Origin of the sequence: Lysinibacillus capsici, from assembly GCF_003367505.1 — a bacterium.
GTDB lineage: Bacteria > Bacillota > Bacilli > Bacillales_A > Planococcaceae > Lysinibacillus > Lysinibacillus capsici.
On the sequence record NZ_PXXX01000022.1, the window covers coordinates 39,670 to 57,977 of the forward strand.

The window sequence follows — 18,308 nt, forward strand, 5'->3', positions numbered from 1 at the left end:
GGTGACGAAATGGCCGAGTTTTATATTGAAGCTAATGGATTAGCACGAACAATGGAGCGATCAATCGACGCTACAGCTCGCGGAATGCTAAACGGTCTCACAGACGTTAAGAACGATTGGAAAGCTGAATCGATTGATATTGCGCCAATTGATACGAGCAATTTACGACAGCAAATAGCTGCGGAAGTGTTTACGGAAGGTAACGAAAAAGGCGTTGAAATCAGCGCTAATGCTACACGTGGAGCAAGACGATTCAATTATGCATACTACATTCATGAAGAAGATGCGGGTGGTGCAAACGTAAACGGTGAAAAGAAATTCCTCGATAAGCCAGCGCAAAACAACAAGGAAAAATGGGCGGAGTGGATCGAGAGGGAAATCGAATCAGAGCTTAGAAGGGCGGGATGGTAGTCTATGGCGGACATAATCAAAGAAATCGATACGATAGGTGATTTACTGGCGACTGTAGACGTCACTCGCTTGTATAAACAAGACTTACCGTTAAAATATATTGCTAATACGCTCGGTATTCGATGGCAAGGCGATAGTGACGACGATTTCACGCAAGCAGCATATGAAATCAACCGTATTTATCAGATTATATACTTCGGTAATAGTGAGATTGATTGTTTAAAAAAATCGAAATTAATCCGTTCAAAATTGAGCGATTACTTATCCAAAAAAGTACAAATACGAGACTCTAACGACTTTATCACGTTTGAGTCTTTTTCTATGTCCGCCCCATTTAAAACGGAAACGGACGGAGTTTATGCGGTTGTTGGCGTGCTTAACGCTTTACTACTTGAAGCATATACGCAACCACAATACGAAAAAATGCGTGAAATTCACGCAGCTATTAACGAAGGAGGAATTTAGATGGCGAATGGAGGAACGTGGGAAGCTACGTCTTTACCAGTCCGTCCAGGACTATATATTAATTTCCGCGATGCAGCACTTGCATCTATAACGGGCGGTTCACGCGGAACAGTAGCAGTACCGATTTTTAATTACACAGGCGGTACAGCAGAGGCAGGAAAATTCTACACAATTGAAACCGTATCAGACGGTATGGAGTTAGTTGGTAGCGCAAATGCAACACCAATTACACGCATTTTACAAGGCGGGGCTAAAGAAGTATTAGTATACGCGGTGCCAGCAATCGGTGAAAGCGAAACAGCGACAGAACAATACGCTAATTTACGAGATACGTTCTCGGTGCAAGACTTTAACGTCTTTGTATATCCTACTGTAATCGATGCAGCAGAACAGACAGCGACTAAAGCATGGGTAGAGAGTTGTCGTGAAGAAGGTAAACACTTTATGTATGTAGCTGGCGGAGATGCAGCGAGCGATGCTGATATTACAGCGGGCAATGCGCGTTCTGTTATTTTGAAGGATTCGTATATTGTCAACTTGGTTACTGGCGTAGTTTTAGCAGACGGAACCGAAGTTCAATCGGCTGATTATGCGCCGTACATCGCGGGACTTATCGCAGGAACACCGATTAACAAGTCTATTACTTATGCAGAGTTACCACTTGCTGACGTTACCCTGCGACTTAAAAACTCGCAAGTAGAGACAGCGTTAAAATCTGGATCACTCGTAATCATCAAAGACGGCAACAAGGTCCGTATTGAGCAAGGCATCACAACGGACTCAAATGCTGGAGAACGTGGTAAAATCCGTACGACTCGCGCTAAACAAGCTGTCGCTACGGACATTCCGTCTACTGCACGCGATTCCTACATTGGTAAAGTCGATAATAATCCGAATGGCCAAGCATCATTAATTGGTGCTATTAAGGCTTATCTCGAATTGATGGAGACGGACAATGTACTAATGAATCCAGAAGTAATGCTCGATTCTCGATATAAGTCAGAAGGTGACAAAGTATTCATCGCTGTTGCTTATACGGAAGTTGACAGTATGGAACGAATTTTCTTGACGATTACTGTTTAGTAGTCGTCTTTTTAAATATAACGCAGGAGGTAATAGTTTATGGTAATGAAATCAACTGATGCCGTATCAGGTACGTTTGGTAAGCTGATCCATGATGGACAATGGCTCACAAATGTATACGGTGTTGAAGTGAACGGCGAAATCAACTACGAAGATGTTAAACGTTCGGGTACTCGCGCAAAAGGTAAGAAGGCGATGGACTTCGAATTTACTGGAACGATTAAGTCTTACAAGATGAGCAACGAATTTGCGAAGAAGATTGGCCAGATTACAGATGATACTAAAGGCGCGTTTGTAACAGAGCTTATTGTCGCATTAGAGGATCCAGAAAATGCGCCAGTTGGTGCGGAGAAAATTCGAATTAAGGGTGTACAATTTACGAATATTCCCGTAATCAACTTTGAGCATGGCGCATTAGTTGAAGAAGAACTGCAGTTTGTTTGTGAAGGTTACGAGTACATCATGATTTAATGCAATTATGACGCAAGGGCTACGGCTCTTAGCGTCTTTTTAAATTCGAAAATAAACTCAACGGAGGTTATCCATACATGGACGCATTACAAGCATTATTAGGCGCAAAGCCAGCAACGGAAATTACGAATCAAGTGAAAATCAAACGTCTAGGAACAGAGTTTACGATTAAGGCGCTTACTGGCGAGGACATTGATAAGATTCGAGATCAAGCAACTGGGCCAATGAAAAACGGTAAAAAAATAGAGATGAAAGTTAATGAGGAAGAAGTTGCACGCTTACTTATCGTTAAATCTGTAGTTGAACCTTCATTTTCTAGCCCACAACTACTAGAACATTTCGGAGCATCTGACGCAGGAGAATGTGTTCAAAAAGCACTACTAGCTGGTGAAATTGCTACATTACAAAACGAAATTTTAATGTTATCCGGCTTTAATGACGAAGAAGAAATCGAAGAAGTAAAAAACTAATAATGGCGGGTGGCGAAGCGTTTTTGCTACACCGCATATGGCAAGATAAACATGTACTGCCTCATGAAATTTACACTCTAGATAGACGTTATAAGAATTTCGTTTACGCATCAGAGTTACTTGTAATTGAGGAAGAAGAAAAGGCGGAAAAAGAACGTCAGAAAGGAGGAAAATAATTGGCTGTAAATTTGACAGCTGTGTTTCGTCTACGGGATCAAGGTTCTTCGCGCTTACGACGAATCACGGATATGATGAATCGAATGAACAGAGCAGGACGTACAGCGAGTGAGGGCATATCGAGAGTACAAACAGCAACTAATCGTCTAGGAAGTACTGTCTCCACAACATCTAATCGTATGAATGGATTTGCGGCTAGTGTAAGTCGTTTGCACGTCGGATCGAATGGACTGAGTGCGTCTTTCGGTGGGTTACAAAGCACTTTAATTGGACTCGCTAGCGCATATATGACTGTACAAGGAGCAGCGAAAGCGTTTGATGCAACAATCGGAGCTGCGGCACGTTACGAGCAATCAGAGGTTGCAGTTAAAGCAATATTTAATGACCCGAAAAAGTCAGATGCTTATTTGAAGATGGTTGATAAGATGGCGATAGACAGTCCGTTGCTTAATAGTGGAGATATGCTAAAGTCGTCTAAAACGCTTGTAGCAATGACAAAAGACGTCGGGGATTTAGGTAAAGCATGGTCAATAATTGAACGTCTGATGGTTCTTGATCCTACGCAAGGAACTGACGGAGCAGCATTTGCCCTTAATTAAGGGGGCAGTAAAAGTGGGTTATATGCTGGAACGAACCTTAGAGCCTAACGTACCAAAGTGTAAAAATCGTTAGGATTGGTCAATCAGCAGGGAAGGCGACAACCAAGCCACCCTCAACGACTATCGGAATATCCGACTATTATATAGGTGACTATATAATAGAACCCCACCGTGTATATCGTGAGATATGCTAATGATATAGTCTGTTCTTTACGTGAAAGCGTAAAGAGTGTAGCAGAAATGACTACACCCTAACTTTAGTGAGTTAGAGTAACAAAAGGCAAAGAGATGTGGCAAGGAGACGCACTTTCGATGGTTGAGCGTTTTGGATTGAATAAAGGTGAGCTAAACGACATTAAAAAAATGGCAATTCCAGAACAAATAGCGGAAATTAATAAAATGCTTAATAAAATGGGTATCACCCAGGAAACTGTAAATGCAATGGGCGAAACTACACTCGGCTATTGGGCGCAGATTCAAGAACGAGTCGGTAAGTTTTTACGGCAAGTTGGTAATCTCGGTAACTCTAAACTTGGTGAGACACTAGGAAAAATCGTTGAAGCCTTCGATAATATCGACCTAGACGGCATGGCAAAAAAGTTAGACGCCAAGCTCGCAGGATTAGTCGATAATGCAATCGCTTTTGGAAAGTTTGTCTGGAAATGGCGAGAGCCAATCGCTTATATTGCAGGAGCACTTACTGCAGCAATGGGCGCATTTGCCATTGTAGGCGTCATTGCAGCGTTAGCAAATCCAGTTACGTTAATCGCTGCAGGAATAGCCGCAGCCGCAGTCGGTTTCAAGGCGCTCTATGATAATAGTAAGGTTTTCAGAGGGTTTATAAACGGTATAAGAAATGCTGTAAAAACGGTTTCAAGGATATTTGAGTCTATGTTCATACTAATTAAAGGTGGCTTCAAGGATTATGGTAAAGGACGAAAAATTTTAGAAAATTTAGGACTGGAAGAAAAACAAATAAAAACAGTTATCCGATTTGCTTATGGCATTAAAGGCGCATTTGATAAGGTGAAAGCTGTTTTCAAAAGTATTTCGTTTATCTTTTCAGGACAACATAAAGCATCTATCGACATACTAAAAAGTGTAGGATTTTCTGATGAAAAGATTACTAGTATACGTAAATTCGGAAATAGCCTAAAATCAGCTTTTGACACAGTAGGAAACATTTTCGGTGGTGTAGGTTCTATATTGTCAGGTGAGGGTTCAGCAGACTTAATAGCTACATTAGGGCTGTCTCCCGAAGTTGCTTCCGTAGTAGACAGTGTTATCAATAAAATTACATCTAAGATAAAATCACTGTGGAAAGCATTTAAAATGAATGGAGTCAGTGGACTCGTCGATGCAATTTACGGAAAAGGTACATTTGAAGCGATTAAAACGAAATTTGAAGAAGTCAAAGCATATATAGCCGAAAAAGTGACGCAATTTAAAGGTGTATTTGATCGTCTAAAAGAAGCGTTCTCTAAAGCGTGGACTACTATTTCTGACATCATCTCAAATGTGTGGTCGATTATTGAGCCGTATTTGAGTGGCTTTTGGAACATTTTACAGGTCATTGGGGATATCGCAATGAAGGTTTTTGACAACATCATCGCTCCAGCAATCTCGTTTCTAGTTCAACTATTTTCAACGCTGTGGTCAATCGCGAAGCCTGTCCTTGAATTATTAGGAATCGCATGGGAGGCGCTCTCAGCAATCATTAAATGGGCATGGGACAACGTGTTGGCTCCGTTAGTTGACTTCATTTTAACTGGCGTTAAAAACGCGTTAGAAGGATTTTCAGGAGCACTATCTATCGTTCAAGGATGGTTCGAAACACTTAGTGGTTGGATTTCGACTGCAAAGGGACATGTAAAGGACTTTATCGATTCAATTTCTAATGTTAAATTACCTGGTTGGATTACAAAGGGAATCAGCGCAGGAATAAACTTTGCCGGTAATTTTATTGGTGTTGGGAATGGGAAGGGTGAGTCTCCGAAATCAAATTATCATGGATTAGATTATGTGCCGTATGACGGTTATTGTATAGCCGCTTAATAGAGAGATCTATTTCGAATAATCAACCAAAATCGGTAAAAGCTAAGTTGTGAAATCTAATTAACCGAAATTTTACAATATGCTAATACCGAGGTAAGCGAGAACATCACTCGCCACCGTAACGCATAGGGGTTGAGCGATATGAGAGCAAAAATATCCCCACGAGTGGTTGACACCTTAACGTTAATTTAATGTAGGTGAAAATGTATGCTGAGCCGGGTACGAATAAGAAATTAGTAAGCGCCTATCGATAAGATATGGTGCTTTTTGACGTACCGTAATGCGAGGAAACTCCCGGAAGTAGAGGATAAAAAGCCTTTACGATAACAAACTGTATTCGGCACGACTACACAAAGGCGAACGCGTTTTAACTGCGCGAGAAAATCGTGATTATTCAGACAGTAACAGCGGTGGTCCAGGCAGTGGTGTTTTAATCACTGGTAACTCGTTTACAGTACGTGAAGAAGCCGACATTGAGAAAATTGCGTACGGTATTGCAAAACTAATCGAAAAGGAGCGTGTTCAGATTGGCTAAAAGCACTATCGGCATATGGCTCAAAGATCGTAACAACGTCTATAAGCAATTTCCAGTCAATCCAGAAGTAATTAATCGCGAGTCTCCTTTCGATTTCACTCCTGTAAAAATTGCAAGTCTCGGCGATATTATCATTCCAGGTGAGCGAGGATTGAAGAAGTATTCGTTTAGTTCGTTCTTTCCTCGCGACTATAACGCTTCATATTGCGAATACGAGGATTTCATGGAGCCGTGGAAGTGGGTTGAGCAAATTGAAAAATGGCGTGATACACGCCTTAATTTACGTTTAATCATTACAGGGACGCCAATTAGCGTTCCTGTATTTATTGAAGCCTTTGATTTAGAGCCAGAGAAGGCTGGAGCACCTGGCGATATTTATTATTCGATAACACTTGTTGAACATCGTCCATTTACTGCGAAAGAATTGATTACGGATAGTAAAGGTAAAACAACAGCAACTCCCGTGAAGCAAACGCAAACTGCTGTGGAGAAAAAGCCTACAACGATAACAGTCGCAAAAGGTGATACATTATGGAAGATTGCGAAATCAAAATACGGTGATGGTGGTAAATGGAGCAAGATATACGAAGCAAACAAAACTACAATCGGCAAGAATCCAGACGTAATTAAGCCTGGTCAGAAGTTGGTGATCCCTACATGAATTTACGAATACTACTTAACGGTTCTTACGACATATCCGAAATGGTCGTTTCTGCCGAGCTATCTGGAGATACTTCGAAATTCAATCGGCAATTAAATGTTAGCGCAATTGTGACGAAAGATGGACGTACTCCTTTATTTCGTATAAGCGAAGGTAGTCGTATTTCATTACGTATCGATAATAAGCTGTTATTTGTCGGTGTAGTATTTTCTCACGAAGTCAATAGTGAGGGAAACGTTACTTTAACAGCTTATGACAGTAATATTTATCTATCAAAATCTACAGACTCTCGTATATTTAAGAACAAGAAAGCGTCCGAAATTATTACGACATTAGCAAAGGAGTTTGGAATTAAGACTGGCAAAATTGCCGACACAGGTTACGTTATTCCTTACTTGCGAATGTCGAATAAAACCCTTTTTGATATGGTTGTAACTGCACTTAGACTAACGCAAGGTCAAACGGGGAAACGGTATTTTATCGGTAACGATGCCGGTAATCTAACACTAACAGAAGGCGCAAAGTCCGAAAGGAAATACGTGTTTAAGGACAGTACGAACTTGATTAGTGCTTCTTTTTCATCGTCAATCGAGGACACAATTACGCAAGTCAAAGTAATTGGCGGTGAAAAAGGTAAAGAACGTACAGTTATTGCTAAAAACGAAAAACTACGCCAAAAGTTTGGTGTTATGCAGGCACTCGAAACAATGGACGAGAAAGCTACAGAATCACAAATAAAACAACGTGCAGATATGCTCATGAAGCAAAAGGGTGTTATTGACGAGCAGTATCGTGTTGAGGTTTTAGGTATTCCAGAGGTGGATGTCGGAACACCTGTTTACATTAAAAATGTAATGACGGGCATTTATGGCGCTTTTTATGTAACAACCATTAATCACACTTATGCAGAAAATCATTTAATGTCGTTAGAATTAAGCCGTACCTACGATTTGCCTGACATTGATATTAATGACGATGATTTGAAACCTGAAACACCAAAGAAGAAAAAGAAAACGTCAAAGAAAGCCCTTGAAGCTGAGAAGAAAAAGAACGAAGCCATAAAGAAGGAGGAAGGTAAATGATGGAAGGAACTGGAGCATCGCGTTTATATCAACTTCTTGGAGGAAATTCAAGCCCATCAGGCGTTGATATAAAACGAGCCGTAATTAAATCTTTACCTCCTGAAATCTCCGTTCAAGTTGACGGAGACTCAATCGATACACCAAGTGAAGGTATTATCGTTGCAGAACATTTACTTGAACATAAACGAACAATTAGCTTTACTGGCGGAACAGTTAGTGGTCAAGTACAAGATACGTACACTGGAGGCGGAGACTTACGTTCGCTTGAAATCATTGACGGAGAATTAACGTTTAAATGTGACTTAAAAGTAGATGACCCTGTCATTGTAGCAGTAGCAAATGACGGTCAAATGATATACGTACTAGATAAGGCGGTGGTTTAACGTGTCATTAACTCCTATAGAATACGAAATTTTAGCGGAAGAAGAAGATGAACTCGACTTAGACACCCATACATTGCCCGTTATAGAAGCGTCCAGCACTTGGCGAATGGACTTAGAAAACGGACGATTACGTACCTTTATCAATGATGAAGATGCTATCCGTCAATATATCCGAAAAGCCCTTATGACGGCACGTAATCGGTACTTAATTTACGACGATACGTATGGAGAAGAACTGCGCGACCTTATCGGTCAGAACTTAACACAAGACCTCATGAACGTTGAAATACCCCGAGTAGTTCGTGAAGCAATCGAAGGTGATGATCGTATTGAGGAAGTTTCTGACGTAACTGTTAAGCAATATAATTCCGATGGAATTTTAATCGAAGTCACAGTAATCACTGTAGCAGGAATATTTATAACAGAGGAGGTGACCGTTTAATGGCAATCACGCCACGATTTAATGACCAAACAGAAGCGAATATCTTATCTCGTATGCTTGACTCAATTCCTCCAGAAGTTGATAAACGACAAGGGTCGATAGCCTATGATTTATCCGATCCAGCAGCACAGGAGTTTGCGCAGGCATATATAGCATTAGACAGAACATTGAGTTACGCATTTTTAAACGAAGATATGCCGTCTGATTTATTGACGTTAGGAGCATCAGACTTCGGTGTTGACCGTAAGCCTTCTGTTATTGCAAAGGGGGAAGTAACGTTTACTGGACCACAGGGTCAATATATACCTAAAGGGACACAAGTACGTACAGACGACGGTGTTTATTTTGTAACCATAAATGACGTTACTTTGACTTCTGAATCTGCGAAAGAATCTGTTGAAGCTGTACTTGGAGGAGTTAGTGGGAATGTCGGTATTGGTGAAATTAATACAATTGTCGGCGATCTTGCAGGCGTACTTACAGTTACAAATGAATTGGCGTTTAATAACGGAATAGATGAAGAAACTGACGAATCATTACTACAACGTGTTTACGATAAAGTCCGAAAGCCTGCAACAAGTGGTAATATCCATCATTACGAACAATGGGCACGGGAGGTAGCTGGTGTTGGTGCTGTACGAGTGTATCCGACTTGGAATGGTCCAAACACAGTAAAAGTCGTTTTGCTTGGTGATGATAAACGTACACCTTCACAAACAATAATTAACGAAGCTACCAAACATATTGAAGATGAACGTCCAGTAGGTGCTAGTGTTACGGTAGTAGGAGCAACGGAAGTATTGATTGATATTACCGCAGATTTGACGCTATCGCCAGATGCAACTATTAGTGAAGTACAGACAGCCATTGAAACAGCATTACATGAATACCTGGAGCCTTTAGCGTTTAAAGATCCTACAGTTAGGTATAACCGTATCGCTGCCATCATTTTAGACATTCCGACTATTGTTGACTATGAAAATCTTACAGTGAATGGCGGTACAGCAAATATCGAGATTACAGACGAACAAGTTGCGGTTTTAGGGACGGTGAATATCAATGCCTTATAATCGTAAGCTGATTGATTATGTACCTCCTTATTACGATGAATTGCTCGAATCAAGCGAGTTATTATCCGCAGAAGATGCAGAGTTTGCACGCCTTAACAGCAGTATTGACGAGTTACTTTTACAGTTTAATGTTAGTACAACAACGTGGGGACTACGAGAGTGGGAGCGTATTTTAGCGATTACACCAAAGCTGAATAGCACAGTCGAAACAAGACGCTCACGTATCTTGGCAAAATTGCGAGGTGTTGCACCAGCAACAGTTGCAAATATGTTATCCATCATTAACGCTCACGTTCCGAATAAAGACGCCACATTAACGGAATTACCTGAGCCTGGAGTTGTTGTAGTTAATATTCCCTTACAAAACGGTATTACTTTAACTGAATTAAATACTGACATTGCAACATATAAGCCAGCACATTTACAATTCGATATTACTGGCACAATCGAGGACTTAATCACACTAAGAGGTTCAGAGTACACATTCGATGTACCCTATCTTATTTGTGGAGAGTTTACAACGGACGATGCAAATGGCGTAGGCATGGGACTTTCTATAAATGGGCAATCACAAGAATATGACTTTAATGTGTCGTATTTAATATGTGGCGAGTTTGAAGCACAGGAGGTGTACTGATGGCAATACAGGCGTTATATAGAAGTGCAATATTAGAGGCAATAAAAAAATTAGGTGCAAAAGCAATCGTAACAATTGGTGGCGTATCTAAAGAATACCCACTTTTAAATACATTACAGACGGATGATACTATTAAACATTTCGTTTACTTAGAGAATGAAGTAGGCTCAATTACTTCTGCAAAACTGGTAGATTCGATGGGCCGCGAACTTCAAACTTACAACACAGTCATTGAAAAGGGACAAGACGGCTTAGTAATAGTCTTTGCAATTAAATTAGAGATCAAGGAGGGCACGCAATGACAGTCTTAGGACGTAAAGCAAATCCTTACAATAAAACGGTATGGTATGACCAAATTAAAGACGTAACAACAGGTCAAATCATACAAGAGGGGACTCGTTTTAATCAAAAGCGAGCTAACAACATCGAGGATGGTATTTATGATGCTTATGAGTATATCATTCAATTGGAATCTACTGTAAAACGATTACAGGCTCAACTAGACATTGATGGTCGCGCTCCAGGTAACGGAGGTAGTTTTTTTGATGCCTTTGACGGAACACCTAGCCGCATGGTGTTAGATAAAGCCTTAACAGACATTATCGAGACTGTAGAGATAGGCACAACTACTTTAAAAGTAGCTAGTGTAGAAGGCTTCACAGCTTTTACACAGGTCACTATTTTTGATGATGTCGCAACAGAAGATGTAGTGATTACAGAGGTAGGAACAAACACAATCAAAGTACAAGCATTAAAAAATGCGTACAAAAAAGGTGCTAAATTAGCGCGCAGTAACGTGGACATTGACTATATCAATGCTGAAATGGGTGTCGGTGATTGGCAGACATTTAACGTTGAGTTAGTGGAGGTGGTATAAGAATGGCAAAGTATTTTTATGATAAATATACAACTGTAGCTACTCAGGTTAAGGCAGACAATGCTCCTTGGCTTAATCATGGTAGTTCGGGATATAACGGAGAATATAGACAAGATTTTAGCATGCTCTATTTAAGTTATACATTCAATCCTGCCACCAACACATATATCGCAGGTCCTAAGTGGAATCCCAATAGTCCAGTAGAAGTTGGTTCAGTTGGTTATGCTATAACTTACGATTCTTCGCAAGGTAGCGCAGTTCAATGGAACCGACTAATGAAATATACAGCATTAGAGGCGAGAAGTGCTGCAGTGGGTACTCTGATATGGGTTGAAATGCAGGAGAGGAAAGCAAGTGAAAATACATCTGTAACAGACTATTCTCGGGGATCACTAGTGCAATCTGGTATTCTCGCAGAGGATGGAACGTATCCAGTAAATGGGCAACATACAGATGGATATTGGTATGTACGAGGTGCAATAAATACACCGCCAACAATGCCAGGGTCATTTACACAACCATCGGGGAATCTCGAAATAGGTGATTCTAAAGTATTTTCAGTTGGAGCTGCTTCAGACGCGGAAGGCAATTTGTCCAAGTACATTTGGGAAGCATCTTTAAATGGTGGTGCTTACTCAAAAGTTGGAGAAACTACAACAAACAATCTAACTTACACAATACCTACAGCTACGAGCCTAAAAATGCGTGTTAAAGCTGTTGATTCAGCAGGGCTCGAAAGTGCATATCGTGAGAGTGGTTTGTATACTGTACAACCACCACAATATTACTATGATAAATATAACGTTGACGCTAAAAGGACTTATCAAGACACCGCGCCATGGGAGTATGTGTATGACGATAGTGTGACACCATCACTCGCGAGAAAAGCATTCGGGTTTAATCCGGCAACAAACAAATATTACCTAGGAGAGTTATGGGGGGAAAATGTCTCTATTACCGACCAAGCATTAATATATAACTATGCGTTTGATGGTTCTTACGTCACTCGTTATCAATTACCTACTTTTAGCGGCACGGGTAGTTCTAGTCACACTTACACAGGTGCAAAAGTATTTTTTAAGTACGCTAGTAAAAACACGTACACTACACAAGACGTACGCGGTTCATTAGTGCAAACGGGAGTTATTGGAAGTGCTACAGCATACCCAGCAGATGGACGTCACACAGACGGTTTTTGGTATGTACGTAAATCACGTGTTAATCTATCCATTGCTTCACCAACACCCTTTACATCACCAATACAAGGCAAAAAATTTAAACCGAGTGAGGTTGCTACAATTACTTTCGGAGCTTCTAACGCTGCTAATCTATCACTTTACGAAGTAGATTACAGATACAACACTACAGGTGCATGGACGCCATTACCATATAACAATACACTTTCTCGTAGTTTAACAATCACTACAGATAAGACACTAAAAACGCTTGAATTAAGAGTGCGTGCTAAAGATACAAGTAATGTGTATTCGGATTACGTGTATTCAGAACCGTTTGAAATAGATCACAATGTGGCACCAACAGTTTCATTAACCGGACCTGGCGATAATACAACTCTATACGAAAATGATTCATATAACATTGCCGGTACTGCATATGACGACGATAAAGACCAATCCGTCACAGTATATTATCAAATCAACAATGAGCCACGTAAAGTATTAGCAACAAATCTAAGTCAGACGCAAATTTCTTTATTAAAGCAACTTACTTTTAAAGCAGGAAAATTATTTGATGGCGATACAGCACTTACTGGAACACTTGCCGAAGGTGTAGCACACACTTTAAAGGTATGGGCAGTAGATAGCGAGAATAGTCAATCGACTACAGTAGAGCGAACATTCTATGTAGTACCTAACCGAGCACCAATTCTAACAGTCAATCCACCTAAACCATCTGGCATTATTAACTCTGATTCTTTTGAAATAAACGGTTCATATGAGGATCAAGATCAGAATGAAACAACGGTAAGTTACCGTATTAACGGCGCAAATCCAGTACAGATTACAAAAGGTACTAGCGGAGTCTTTGACTTTAATGTGTCTTTAGGAAGTCTACAAATTGGCGATAATGCAGTAACCGTTGAAGCAATCGATAGTTACGGAGCAAAGACGACACACTCCGTAAAATTACGCAAAAATGAGGTAGCTATACCTGTCAATAAATCGACAGCTCGCTACAAAATTACACCGCCTACTGGTACTGCTTCGGAAATCCTTGTCTGGATACAACATGACGTTGAATTGACGCTTAAAGCATCGGTAAGCATGACGTTAGCCGGAGAACAGGAGTCATTTACACCTATGACTTTGACTAATACAGCAAGTCTACCAAATGGTCAGGTTGAAGATGAGTTTTACCTAGCTGCTAATGAGGCGAAAGATTCGATTGTACTACAACTTCAACTTGAAAAATCGAATTCTAACGCAAGCAACGCAATTACATTAATCATGGGGGTGCTTTAATGGCGATTGAACGCAGACCACGACTACCAGACGGTACACTAGGCGCAGTAGAAAAGCTAGGGCAAGGCGAAACAGCTAGTGAAAGGGTTGAGCGCTTAGAGGCGGAAAATGCGTCTCTAACGCTTGCTCTTATTGAAAAAGATGTCCGTATAGATACTATTGAAGCGATCCAAGCAGAAATTATACTACAACTATTAGGAGGCGTACCGAATGAATGACGTATACTACAACGCAGCTAAAGCGTACTATCCACGATTTTATACGAAAGATAACGTGAAGTTATTCGTTGTTGCTGGCAAGATTACGGAGGAACAGTATAAAGAGATCACAGGCGATAAGTATACGCCTTTAAAATAATCAGAAGGCGCCTTCCGTATCCTATGCGGAGGGCTTTTATAATGAAGAAAGTAGGTGCTATATGAGTATTGAACTGTCCTTGTTTTTTGGCGCTACAGGTGCCTTTCTAGGTATTGTCGGGGTAATTGTTGCGATGAAAAAAGATAGTAAAAATCAAGGAGCAACGGAAGCAAGCATCTCGTCTAAGGTTGATTATATAGTGCGAGGTGTAGACGACATAAAACTTGATTTTAAAGATCAAGCAAGAAAAATAGAGGCTCATAATGATCGTTTAATCCGTGTAGAAGAATCAAGTAAACAAGCACACAAAAGACTGGATAAGATCGAGGGGAAAGCGAATGAAAATTAACTGGAAAGTACGACTTCAACATAAACAATTTTGGGTATCATTAATTGCATTACTACTTGTGCTTGCGAATCAAATCGCAGGCATTTTTAATGTCGATATTACAATTTACAATGACCAATTTACAGCTATTTCAGAGACGATTCTAAGCATTTTAGGATTACTTGGTATTATTATTGACCCAACCACAAAAGGGGCGTCAGACAGTCTAAAAGCGATGTATTATGACAAACCAAAGGATGATGCAAAATGACGAGCATTACTACTACATGCCGTGATATTTTGGAGTTATTACCTGCTGCACAAACTGCCTGTCGATTGTTGTTTCAGGAGTGTTTTAAAGCAGGTATTAAGAACATTTTTATTACTGAAACATATCGCTCACAGGAACGACAAAAGTACCTCTATGAACAAGGTAGAACGCGTCCTGGTAATATCGTTACTTGGACATTAAACAGTAATCATAATTCACGTCTAGCATGGGATATTGCTGTTGGCCCTCCAAAGTCTTTATATGATGTAACAACATTAAATCGAGTGGGTGCAATTGCACGAAAGCTGGGTATTACATGGGGTGGTGTTTGGTCAGCCCAAATTGACCGTCCTCACTTTGAAGTTAAACCGAATTGGATTATGCCAAAGGGATACAAAATAGAAGGACAAGTGATCATTCCAACAACAAGTAAATATCCAGTGCAATTAATTGTGGAAAGCAATACAGCTAAACCAATAACAAAGGATGATGACGTTATGAAATTTACTAATGAAACACTTAAATCTGCAGTTCGGGATTACCTCAAACAAGCAGTAGACAAAAAACTTATTGATAAATCACATCTTGAAAAATTTGATGCTGGTACATTAACCGATGGTGATTTTAAAGGTTTAGAAATTATCATTGCACAACGTAGTAATTAAAAGGTAAAGACCAAGATAGCTGAATTGCTTTCTTGGTCTTTATTTATTTTGATTCTTCTTTATTATTTTCAATTATTGAGCTTTTTTATCAAAGAATAAATTTAAATCTGTTTTGTCAGTATCTTCAGCTAAAGCTGCGTGTATATATTGGTTTAATTCCTTTATTTTGGTTTTTTCAAAAAATGGCACACTTATGTAATATGGTGTTCCTGATTTCTCTATGTTTAATATCGTTTGAATGCCACTACCAGCAATTCCGACACCAATAATTAGCCAAATTAAACCACCGAAAAAGCTTTCGCCTATAGATGAAAGTCCAAGTAAAGCAAAAAATAATCCAATAATTATTGCTTTGAGATTATATTTTGAAGATAACATTGATCCAGAAATATTCTTCAGAGGTATACTTTGTTCATCTTTACCCGCTGGAATAAATCCTAGAATTGTGTTTGATAAATTGGTTTTTACAAATCTGTTATCAACTTCTACGGCTCCTTTCACCCAAAAAAATAATAGACTGGTTGAAAAACTTATTTTCTTCATGTTATAATTTCCCCTTTTATGTATTAATTTGTGTGGCTAAATATGACTATACCAAATTACCCAAAACATGTCAGTAAAATTTTTTATAAAAACAGACCAATGTGATTAGTTATTTTATTAACTAATAAAACCTAGGACTCATCATACATCACGTAGAGCATGGGATGTTGCAGTAGCGCCACCAAGAAATTTATATGATATTTCAACTTTATCAAAGGTAGGGGCAATTGCTAAAAAGTTAGGTATTACATGGGGAGGATATTGGCAAGCAGGACAGAATGATGCTCCACACTTCGAAATTCCTACTACTTGGAAAATGTCTGCTGGATATAAACTCGAAGGTCAAGTTATAGTACCGATAAGTAGTTCTGTAAGAGTGCAACTTATTGTAGAGGATAAACCACAACAAACTGAAGAGGATGATGACATTATGAAATTCACTAGCACAACTACAAAAGCTGCAGTACGTGACTATATTCAACAAGCAGTCTCTAAAGGGTTAATTGATAAATCTTGGTTGGAGAAATTCGATAATGGCACAATAACAAGTGGTGATTTTGAAGGATTGAAATTCTCATTGCACAACGTAGCGCTTAACAGAAAAGAGCCCAGATACTCAATTATTTTTGAGGCCTGGGCTTACTTTTAGTTGAAGTTTATAGCTAAAATTATATCGATTAATATAGGGATAATGCTTGAAAAAGATAAAAGTCCTTTTTTTATTAAAGGTCTCTTTTCATTACTTTCCGAGGAAGATAAGTAATTATTAACCTGAATGTTAATTGTTATTTGTTCTTTTCTGTGATTAATTTTATTTGTCATATTTAATATCAACCTTTCTAAAATTTAATTAGGTGTGGGCCTATATATAATTTTAAAGAAGATTTTTTTTATAAAAAAATACAAGAAAAGAACCTTTGGGGATGATCTTGTTAATTTTTAATCTGATTTACTTGTTATTTAGTTTTAAACTTAAAATATTATTTATGAGAACATTGAAAATAAGTATTTTAGTACGTTTCATGAAACAAAATTTTTTTATGTTTCATGAAACATTTTTTTTATTATCTAGTGATTTAATTGTGCCACAGCTAGCAACGATTAAGTGACTACCTATGCAAACATGGCATTGAAACCGCAGGTGGAAAAATTGTTAAATCAACATTTAAACAAAGAACTACAAACTTAATTACCACTCATTCCTTGATTTACATGTATTTTTGTTCTGACAAGGATAGTATCGTCAGTTATGTTTAACCATGCCATTCCTTATTCACGCCAGTTTAAATCTATGAAGCTACTGATGGCATCTTTAATTCTGTTAACAGGCGAACCTACCTCATCCACTACATGAGCCAATAGGGAGGCCCAGGAGTGATGCGATTCACCATTTCTATTTACATACCTTAAGATCTCTTTAAACTCTCTCAATTGCGATTCAGATAATTCCTGTTGTAAAAATTCTTTTATATAAGAATTTACAAAGCGTGCCTGGCTCATACTGATTTCTAATAGAATTGCAGTTGCTCTTGATACTGTACAATCTAGTGAAAATGCTAATAAAGCTATTGCAGAATACTCACTTTGAGAAAACCTAATAGTTACCCTTTCACCTGGAACATTGATTCGTTTACTAATAGTTTTGTTAGTAACATGGCCTCGAAACATAGTGTTGTCGAATAGTAAATCTCGCTTGAAAAATTGGGACAAGTGTTCAATCGTTTTCCGATCTTTAATAACAAACATACATAGTGATGGGCAAACATCTTTGACTGGGGTGTAGGTAATGTTCGATAAACGATAAATTGCATCTTTTAAATCCAATTTTAGAGTGGGCTTTACATCACGTTTTTTATCTGAGCGTTGACCTCTTACTCCCTTTTTTTCCACTTCCCCGACCCCCAAATAGCAAATTATTTTTAGGACAGTGTCTTAGTGTCCCTAGTCCTCTTTTGGTTATAACCCAATTTATGGCTAGGTGCCCTTGTCCTAGAACGTTTAAAAAAATTTAAAATGTCCATACTGGAAATAAATTAATATCGAGGTGATTTGCTCATGAGCAGCATTGAAGAGAAAAGAAAAAAGATTATCGAAGGTGTAAAAAAACAATCCGAAAGATATGGCTTCCCTACTTACCCAAACAAAAATAAAAAAAGTAAAAAGACCAGGAGTGATAAATGATCTCCTGGTCTTTTTACTTTTTTTAGCTTACTGTAATATTAGATACATTAAGCCAACTGATA

25 protein-coding genes and 1 pseudogene are annotated in these 18,308 nt (G+C 39.0%); 24 read left to right on the top strand and 2 right to left on the bottom strand.

Features of this window, described 5'->3' with window-relative positions:
- Window positions 1-9 precede the first annotated feature (9 nt).
- The 21 genes from C7B89_RS19575 (at window position 10) to C7B89_RS19675 (ending at window position 15,522) form a co-directional block, all read left to right on the top strand.
- Window positions 10-411: a hypothetical protein gene (locus C7B89_RS19575; protein WP_115674382.1), complete on the top strand. Its 402-nt coding sequence runs from the start codon at window positions 10-12 to the stop codon at window positions 409-411.
- A gap of 3 nt (window positions 412-414) precedes the next feature.
- Entirely contained in the window at window positions 415-876 is a 462-nt protein-coding gene (locus tag C7B89_RS19580; RefSeq protein WP_115674383.1) for a hypothetical protein, read from the top strand.
- Window positions 877-1,959 carry a phage tail sheath subtilisin-like domain-containing protein gene (locus C7B89_RS19585; RefSeq protein WP_115674384.1) on the top strand — a complete coding sequence of 361 codons (1,083 nt, stop codon included), beginning with the start codon at window positions 877-879 and terminating at the stop codon, window positions 1,957-1,959.
- Between the two features lie 39 nt (window positions 1,960-1,998).
- The gene (locus C7B89_RS19590; protein WP_115674385.1) at window positions 1,999-2,430 is read left to right on the top strand and encodes a phage tail tube protein; all 432 of its coding nucleotides are present in this window, start codon (window positions 1,999-2,001) and stop codon (window positions 2,428-2,430) included.
- A 77-nt stretch (window positions 2,431-2,507) separates the two neighbouring features.
- Window positions 2,508-2,900: a phage tail assembly chaperone gene (locus C7B89_RS19595; RefSeq protein ID WP_115674386.1), complete on the top strand. Its 393-nt coding sequence runs from the start codon at window positions 2,508-2,510 to the stop codon at window positions 2,898-2,900.
- A gap of 176 nt (window positions 2,901-3,076) precedes the next feature.
- Window positions 3,077-3,676: a hypothetical protein gene (locus C7B89_RS19600; RefSeq protein ID WP_115674387.1), complete on the top strand. Its 600-nt coding sequence runs from the start codon at window positions 3,077-3,079 to the stop codon at window positions 3,674-3,676.
- 288 nt (window positions 3,677-3,964) lie between these two features.
- Window positions 3,965-5,731: a phage tail protein gene (locus C7B89_RS19605; protein ID WP_147291544.1), complete on the top strand. Its 1,767-nt coding sequence runs from the start codon at window positions 3,965-3,967 to the stop codon at window positions 5,729-5,731.
- 527 nt (window positions 5,732-6,258) lie between these two features.
- Entirely contained in the window at window positions 6,259-6,927 is a 669-nt protein-coding gene (locus C7B89_RS19610) for a LysM peptidoglycan-binding domain-containing protein (RefSeq protein WP_115674389.1), read from the top strand.
- Window positions 6,924-8,009, top strand: a complete 1,086-nt coding sequence (locus tag C7B89_RS19615; RefSeq protein ID WP_115674390.1) for an XkdQ/YqbQ family protein — start codon at window positions 6,924-6,926, stop codon at window positions 8,007-8,009. The genes C7B89_RS19610 and C7B89_RS19615 overlap by 4 nt, the downstream gene beginning before the upstream one ends.
- Window positions 8,006-8,392: a DUF2577 family protein gene (locus C7B89_RS19620; protein WP_115674391.1), complete on the top strand. Its 387-nt coding sequence runs from the start codon at window positions 8,006-8,008 to the stop codon at window positions 8,390-8,392. The genes C7B89_RS19615 and C7B89_RS19620 overlap by 4 nt, the downstream gene beginning before the upstream one ends.
- 1 nt (window position 8,393) lies before the next feature.
- A complete protein-coding gene (locus C7B89_RS19625) occupies window positions 8,394-8,834 on the top strand; it encodes a DUF2634 domain-containing protein (protein ID WP_115674392.1) in 441 nt (146 codons plus the stop codon).
- A complete protein-coding gene (locus tag C7B89_RS19630; protein ID WP_115674393.1) occupies window positions 8,834-9,904 on the top strand; it encodes a baseplate J/gp47 family protein in 1,071 nt (356 codons plus the stop codon). The genes C7B89_RS19625 and C7B89_RS19630 overlap by 1 nt, the downstream gene beginning before the upstream one ends.
- Window positions 9,894-10,541 (top strand): putative phage tail protein, encoded by a 648-nt coding sequence (locus tag C7B89_RS19635; RefSeq protein WP_115674394.1) that lies wholly within the window; start codon window positions 9,894-9,896, stop codon window positions 10,539-10,541. Before C7B89_RS19630 ends, C7B89_RS19635 begins: the two co-directional genes overlap by 11 nt.
- Window positions 10,541-10,843: a hypothetical protein gene (locus C7B89_RS19640; protein ID WP_115674395.1), complete on the top strand. Its 303-nt coding sequence runs from the start codon at window positions 10,541-10,543 to the stop codon at window positions 10,841-10,843. The genes C7B89_RS19635 and C7B89_RS19640 overlap by 1 nt, the downstream gene beginning before the upstream one ends.
- Window positions 10,840-11,418 (top strand): hypothetical protein, encoded by a 579-nt coding sequence (locus C7B89_RS19645; protein ID WP_115674396.1) that lies wholly within the window; start codon window positions 10,840-10,842, stop codon window positions 11,416-11,418. The genes C7B89_RS19640 and C7B89_RS19645 overlap by 4 nt, the downstream gene beginning before the upstream one ends.
- A gap of 2 nt (window positions 11,419-11,420) precedes the next feature.
- Window positions 11,421-13,901 (top strand): hypothetical protein, encoded by a 2,481-nt coding sequence (locus C7B89_RS19650; RefSeq protein WP_115674397.1) that lies wholly within the window; start codon window positions 11,421-11,423, stop codon window positions 13,899-13,901.
- Window positions 13,901-14,119, top strand: a complete 219-nt coding sequence (locus tag C7B89_RS19655) for an SRPBCC family protein (RefSeq protein WP_115674398.1) — start codon at window positions 13,901-13,903, stop codon at window positions 14,117-14,119. Before C7B89_RS19650 ends, C7B89_RS19655 begins: the two co-directional genes overlap by 1 nt.
- Window positions 14,112-14,258 carry an XkdX family protein gene (locus tag C7B89_RS19660; protein ID WP_115674399.1) on the top strand — a complete coding sequence of 49 codons (147 nt, stop codon included), beginning with the start codon at window positions 14,112-14,114 and terminating at the stop codon, window positions 14,256-14,258. The genes C7B89_RS19655 and C7B89_RS19660 overlap by 8 nt, the downstream gene beginning before the upstream one ends.
- A 61-nt stretch (window positions 14,259-14,319) precedes the next feature.
- Complete coding sequence (locus tag C7B89_RS19665) at window positions 14,320-14,607, top strand: hypothetical protein (RefSeq protein WP_115674400.1); 288 nt, start codon at window positions 14,320-14,322, stop codon at window positions 14,605-14,607.
- A complete protein-coding gene (locus C7B89_RS19670) occupies window positions 14,597-14,857 on the top strand; it encodes a phage holin (RefSeq protein WP_115674401.1) in 261 nt (86 codons plus the stop codon). The genes C7B89_RS19665 and C7B89_RS19670 overlap by 11 nt, the downstream gene beginning before the upstream one ends.
- Window positions 14,854-15,522, top strand: a complete 669-nt coding sequence (locus C7B89_RS19675) for a M15 family metallopeptidase (RefSeq protein WP_115674402.1) — start codon at window positions 14,854-14,856, stop codon at window positions 15,520-15,522. The genes C7B89_RS19670 and C7B89_RS19675 overlap by 4 nt, the downstream gene beginning before the upstream one ends.
- 72 nt (window positions 15,523-15,594) lie before the next feature.
- Here C7B89_RS19675 and C7B89_RS19680 read toward each other — a convergent pair whose 3' ends face one another.
- Window positions 15,595-16,065, bottom strand: coding sequence for a hypothetical protein (locus C7B89_RS19680; RefSeq protein ID WP_115674403.1), 471 nt, complete (start codon window positions 16,063-16,065; stop codon window positions 15,595-15,597).
- 124 nt (window positions 16,066-16,189) lie between these two features.
- Here C7B89_RS19680 and C7B89_RS23575 point away from each other — a divergent pair.
- A pseudogene (locus tag C7B89_RS23575) lies at window positions 16,190-16,306 on the top strand (hypothetical protein); the annotation flags it as partial.
- A 135-nt stretch (window positions 16,307-16,441) separates the two neighbouring features.
- The gene (locus C7B89_RS23335) at window positions 16,442-16,714 is read left to right on the top strand and encodes a hypothetical protein (RefSeq protein WP_244205725.1); all 273 of its coding nucleotides are present in this window, start codon (window positions 16,442-16,444) and stop codon (window positions 16,712-16,714) included.
- 620 nt (window positions 16,715-17,334) lie between these two features.
- Here C7B89_RS23335 and C7B89_RS19695 read toward each other — a convergent pair.
- Window positions 17,335-17,955: a hypothetical protein gene (locus C7B89_RS19695; RefSeq protein WP_115674406.1), complete on the bottom strand. Its 621-nt coding sequence runs from the start codon at window positions 17,953-17,955 to the stop codon at window positions 17,335-17,337.
- A 165-nt stretch (window positions 17,956-18,120) separates the two neighbouring features.
- On the opposite strand from C7B89_RS19695, the gene C7B89_RS23475 reads away from it, so the two are divergent.
- Window positions 18,121-18,246, top strand: coding sequence for a hypothetical protein (locus tag C7B89_RS23475; RefSeq protein ID WP_279629549.1), 126 nt, complete (start codon window positions 18,121-18,123; stop codon window positions 18,244-18,246).
- Window positions 18,247-18,308: the final 62 nt, after the last annotated feature.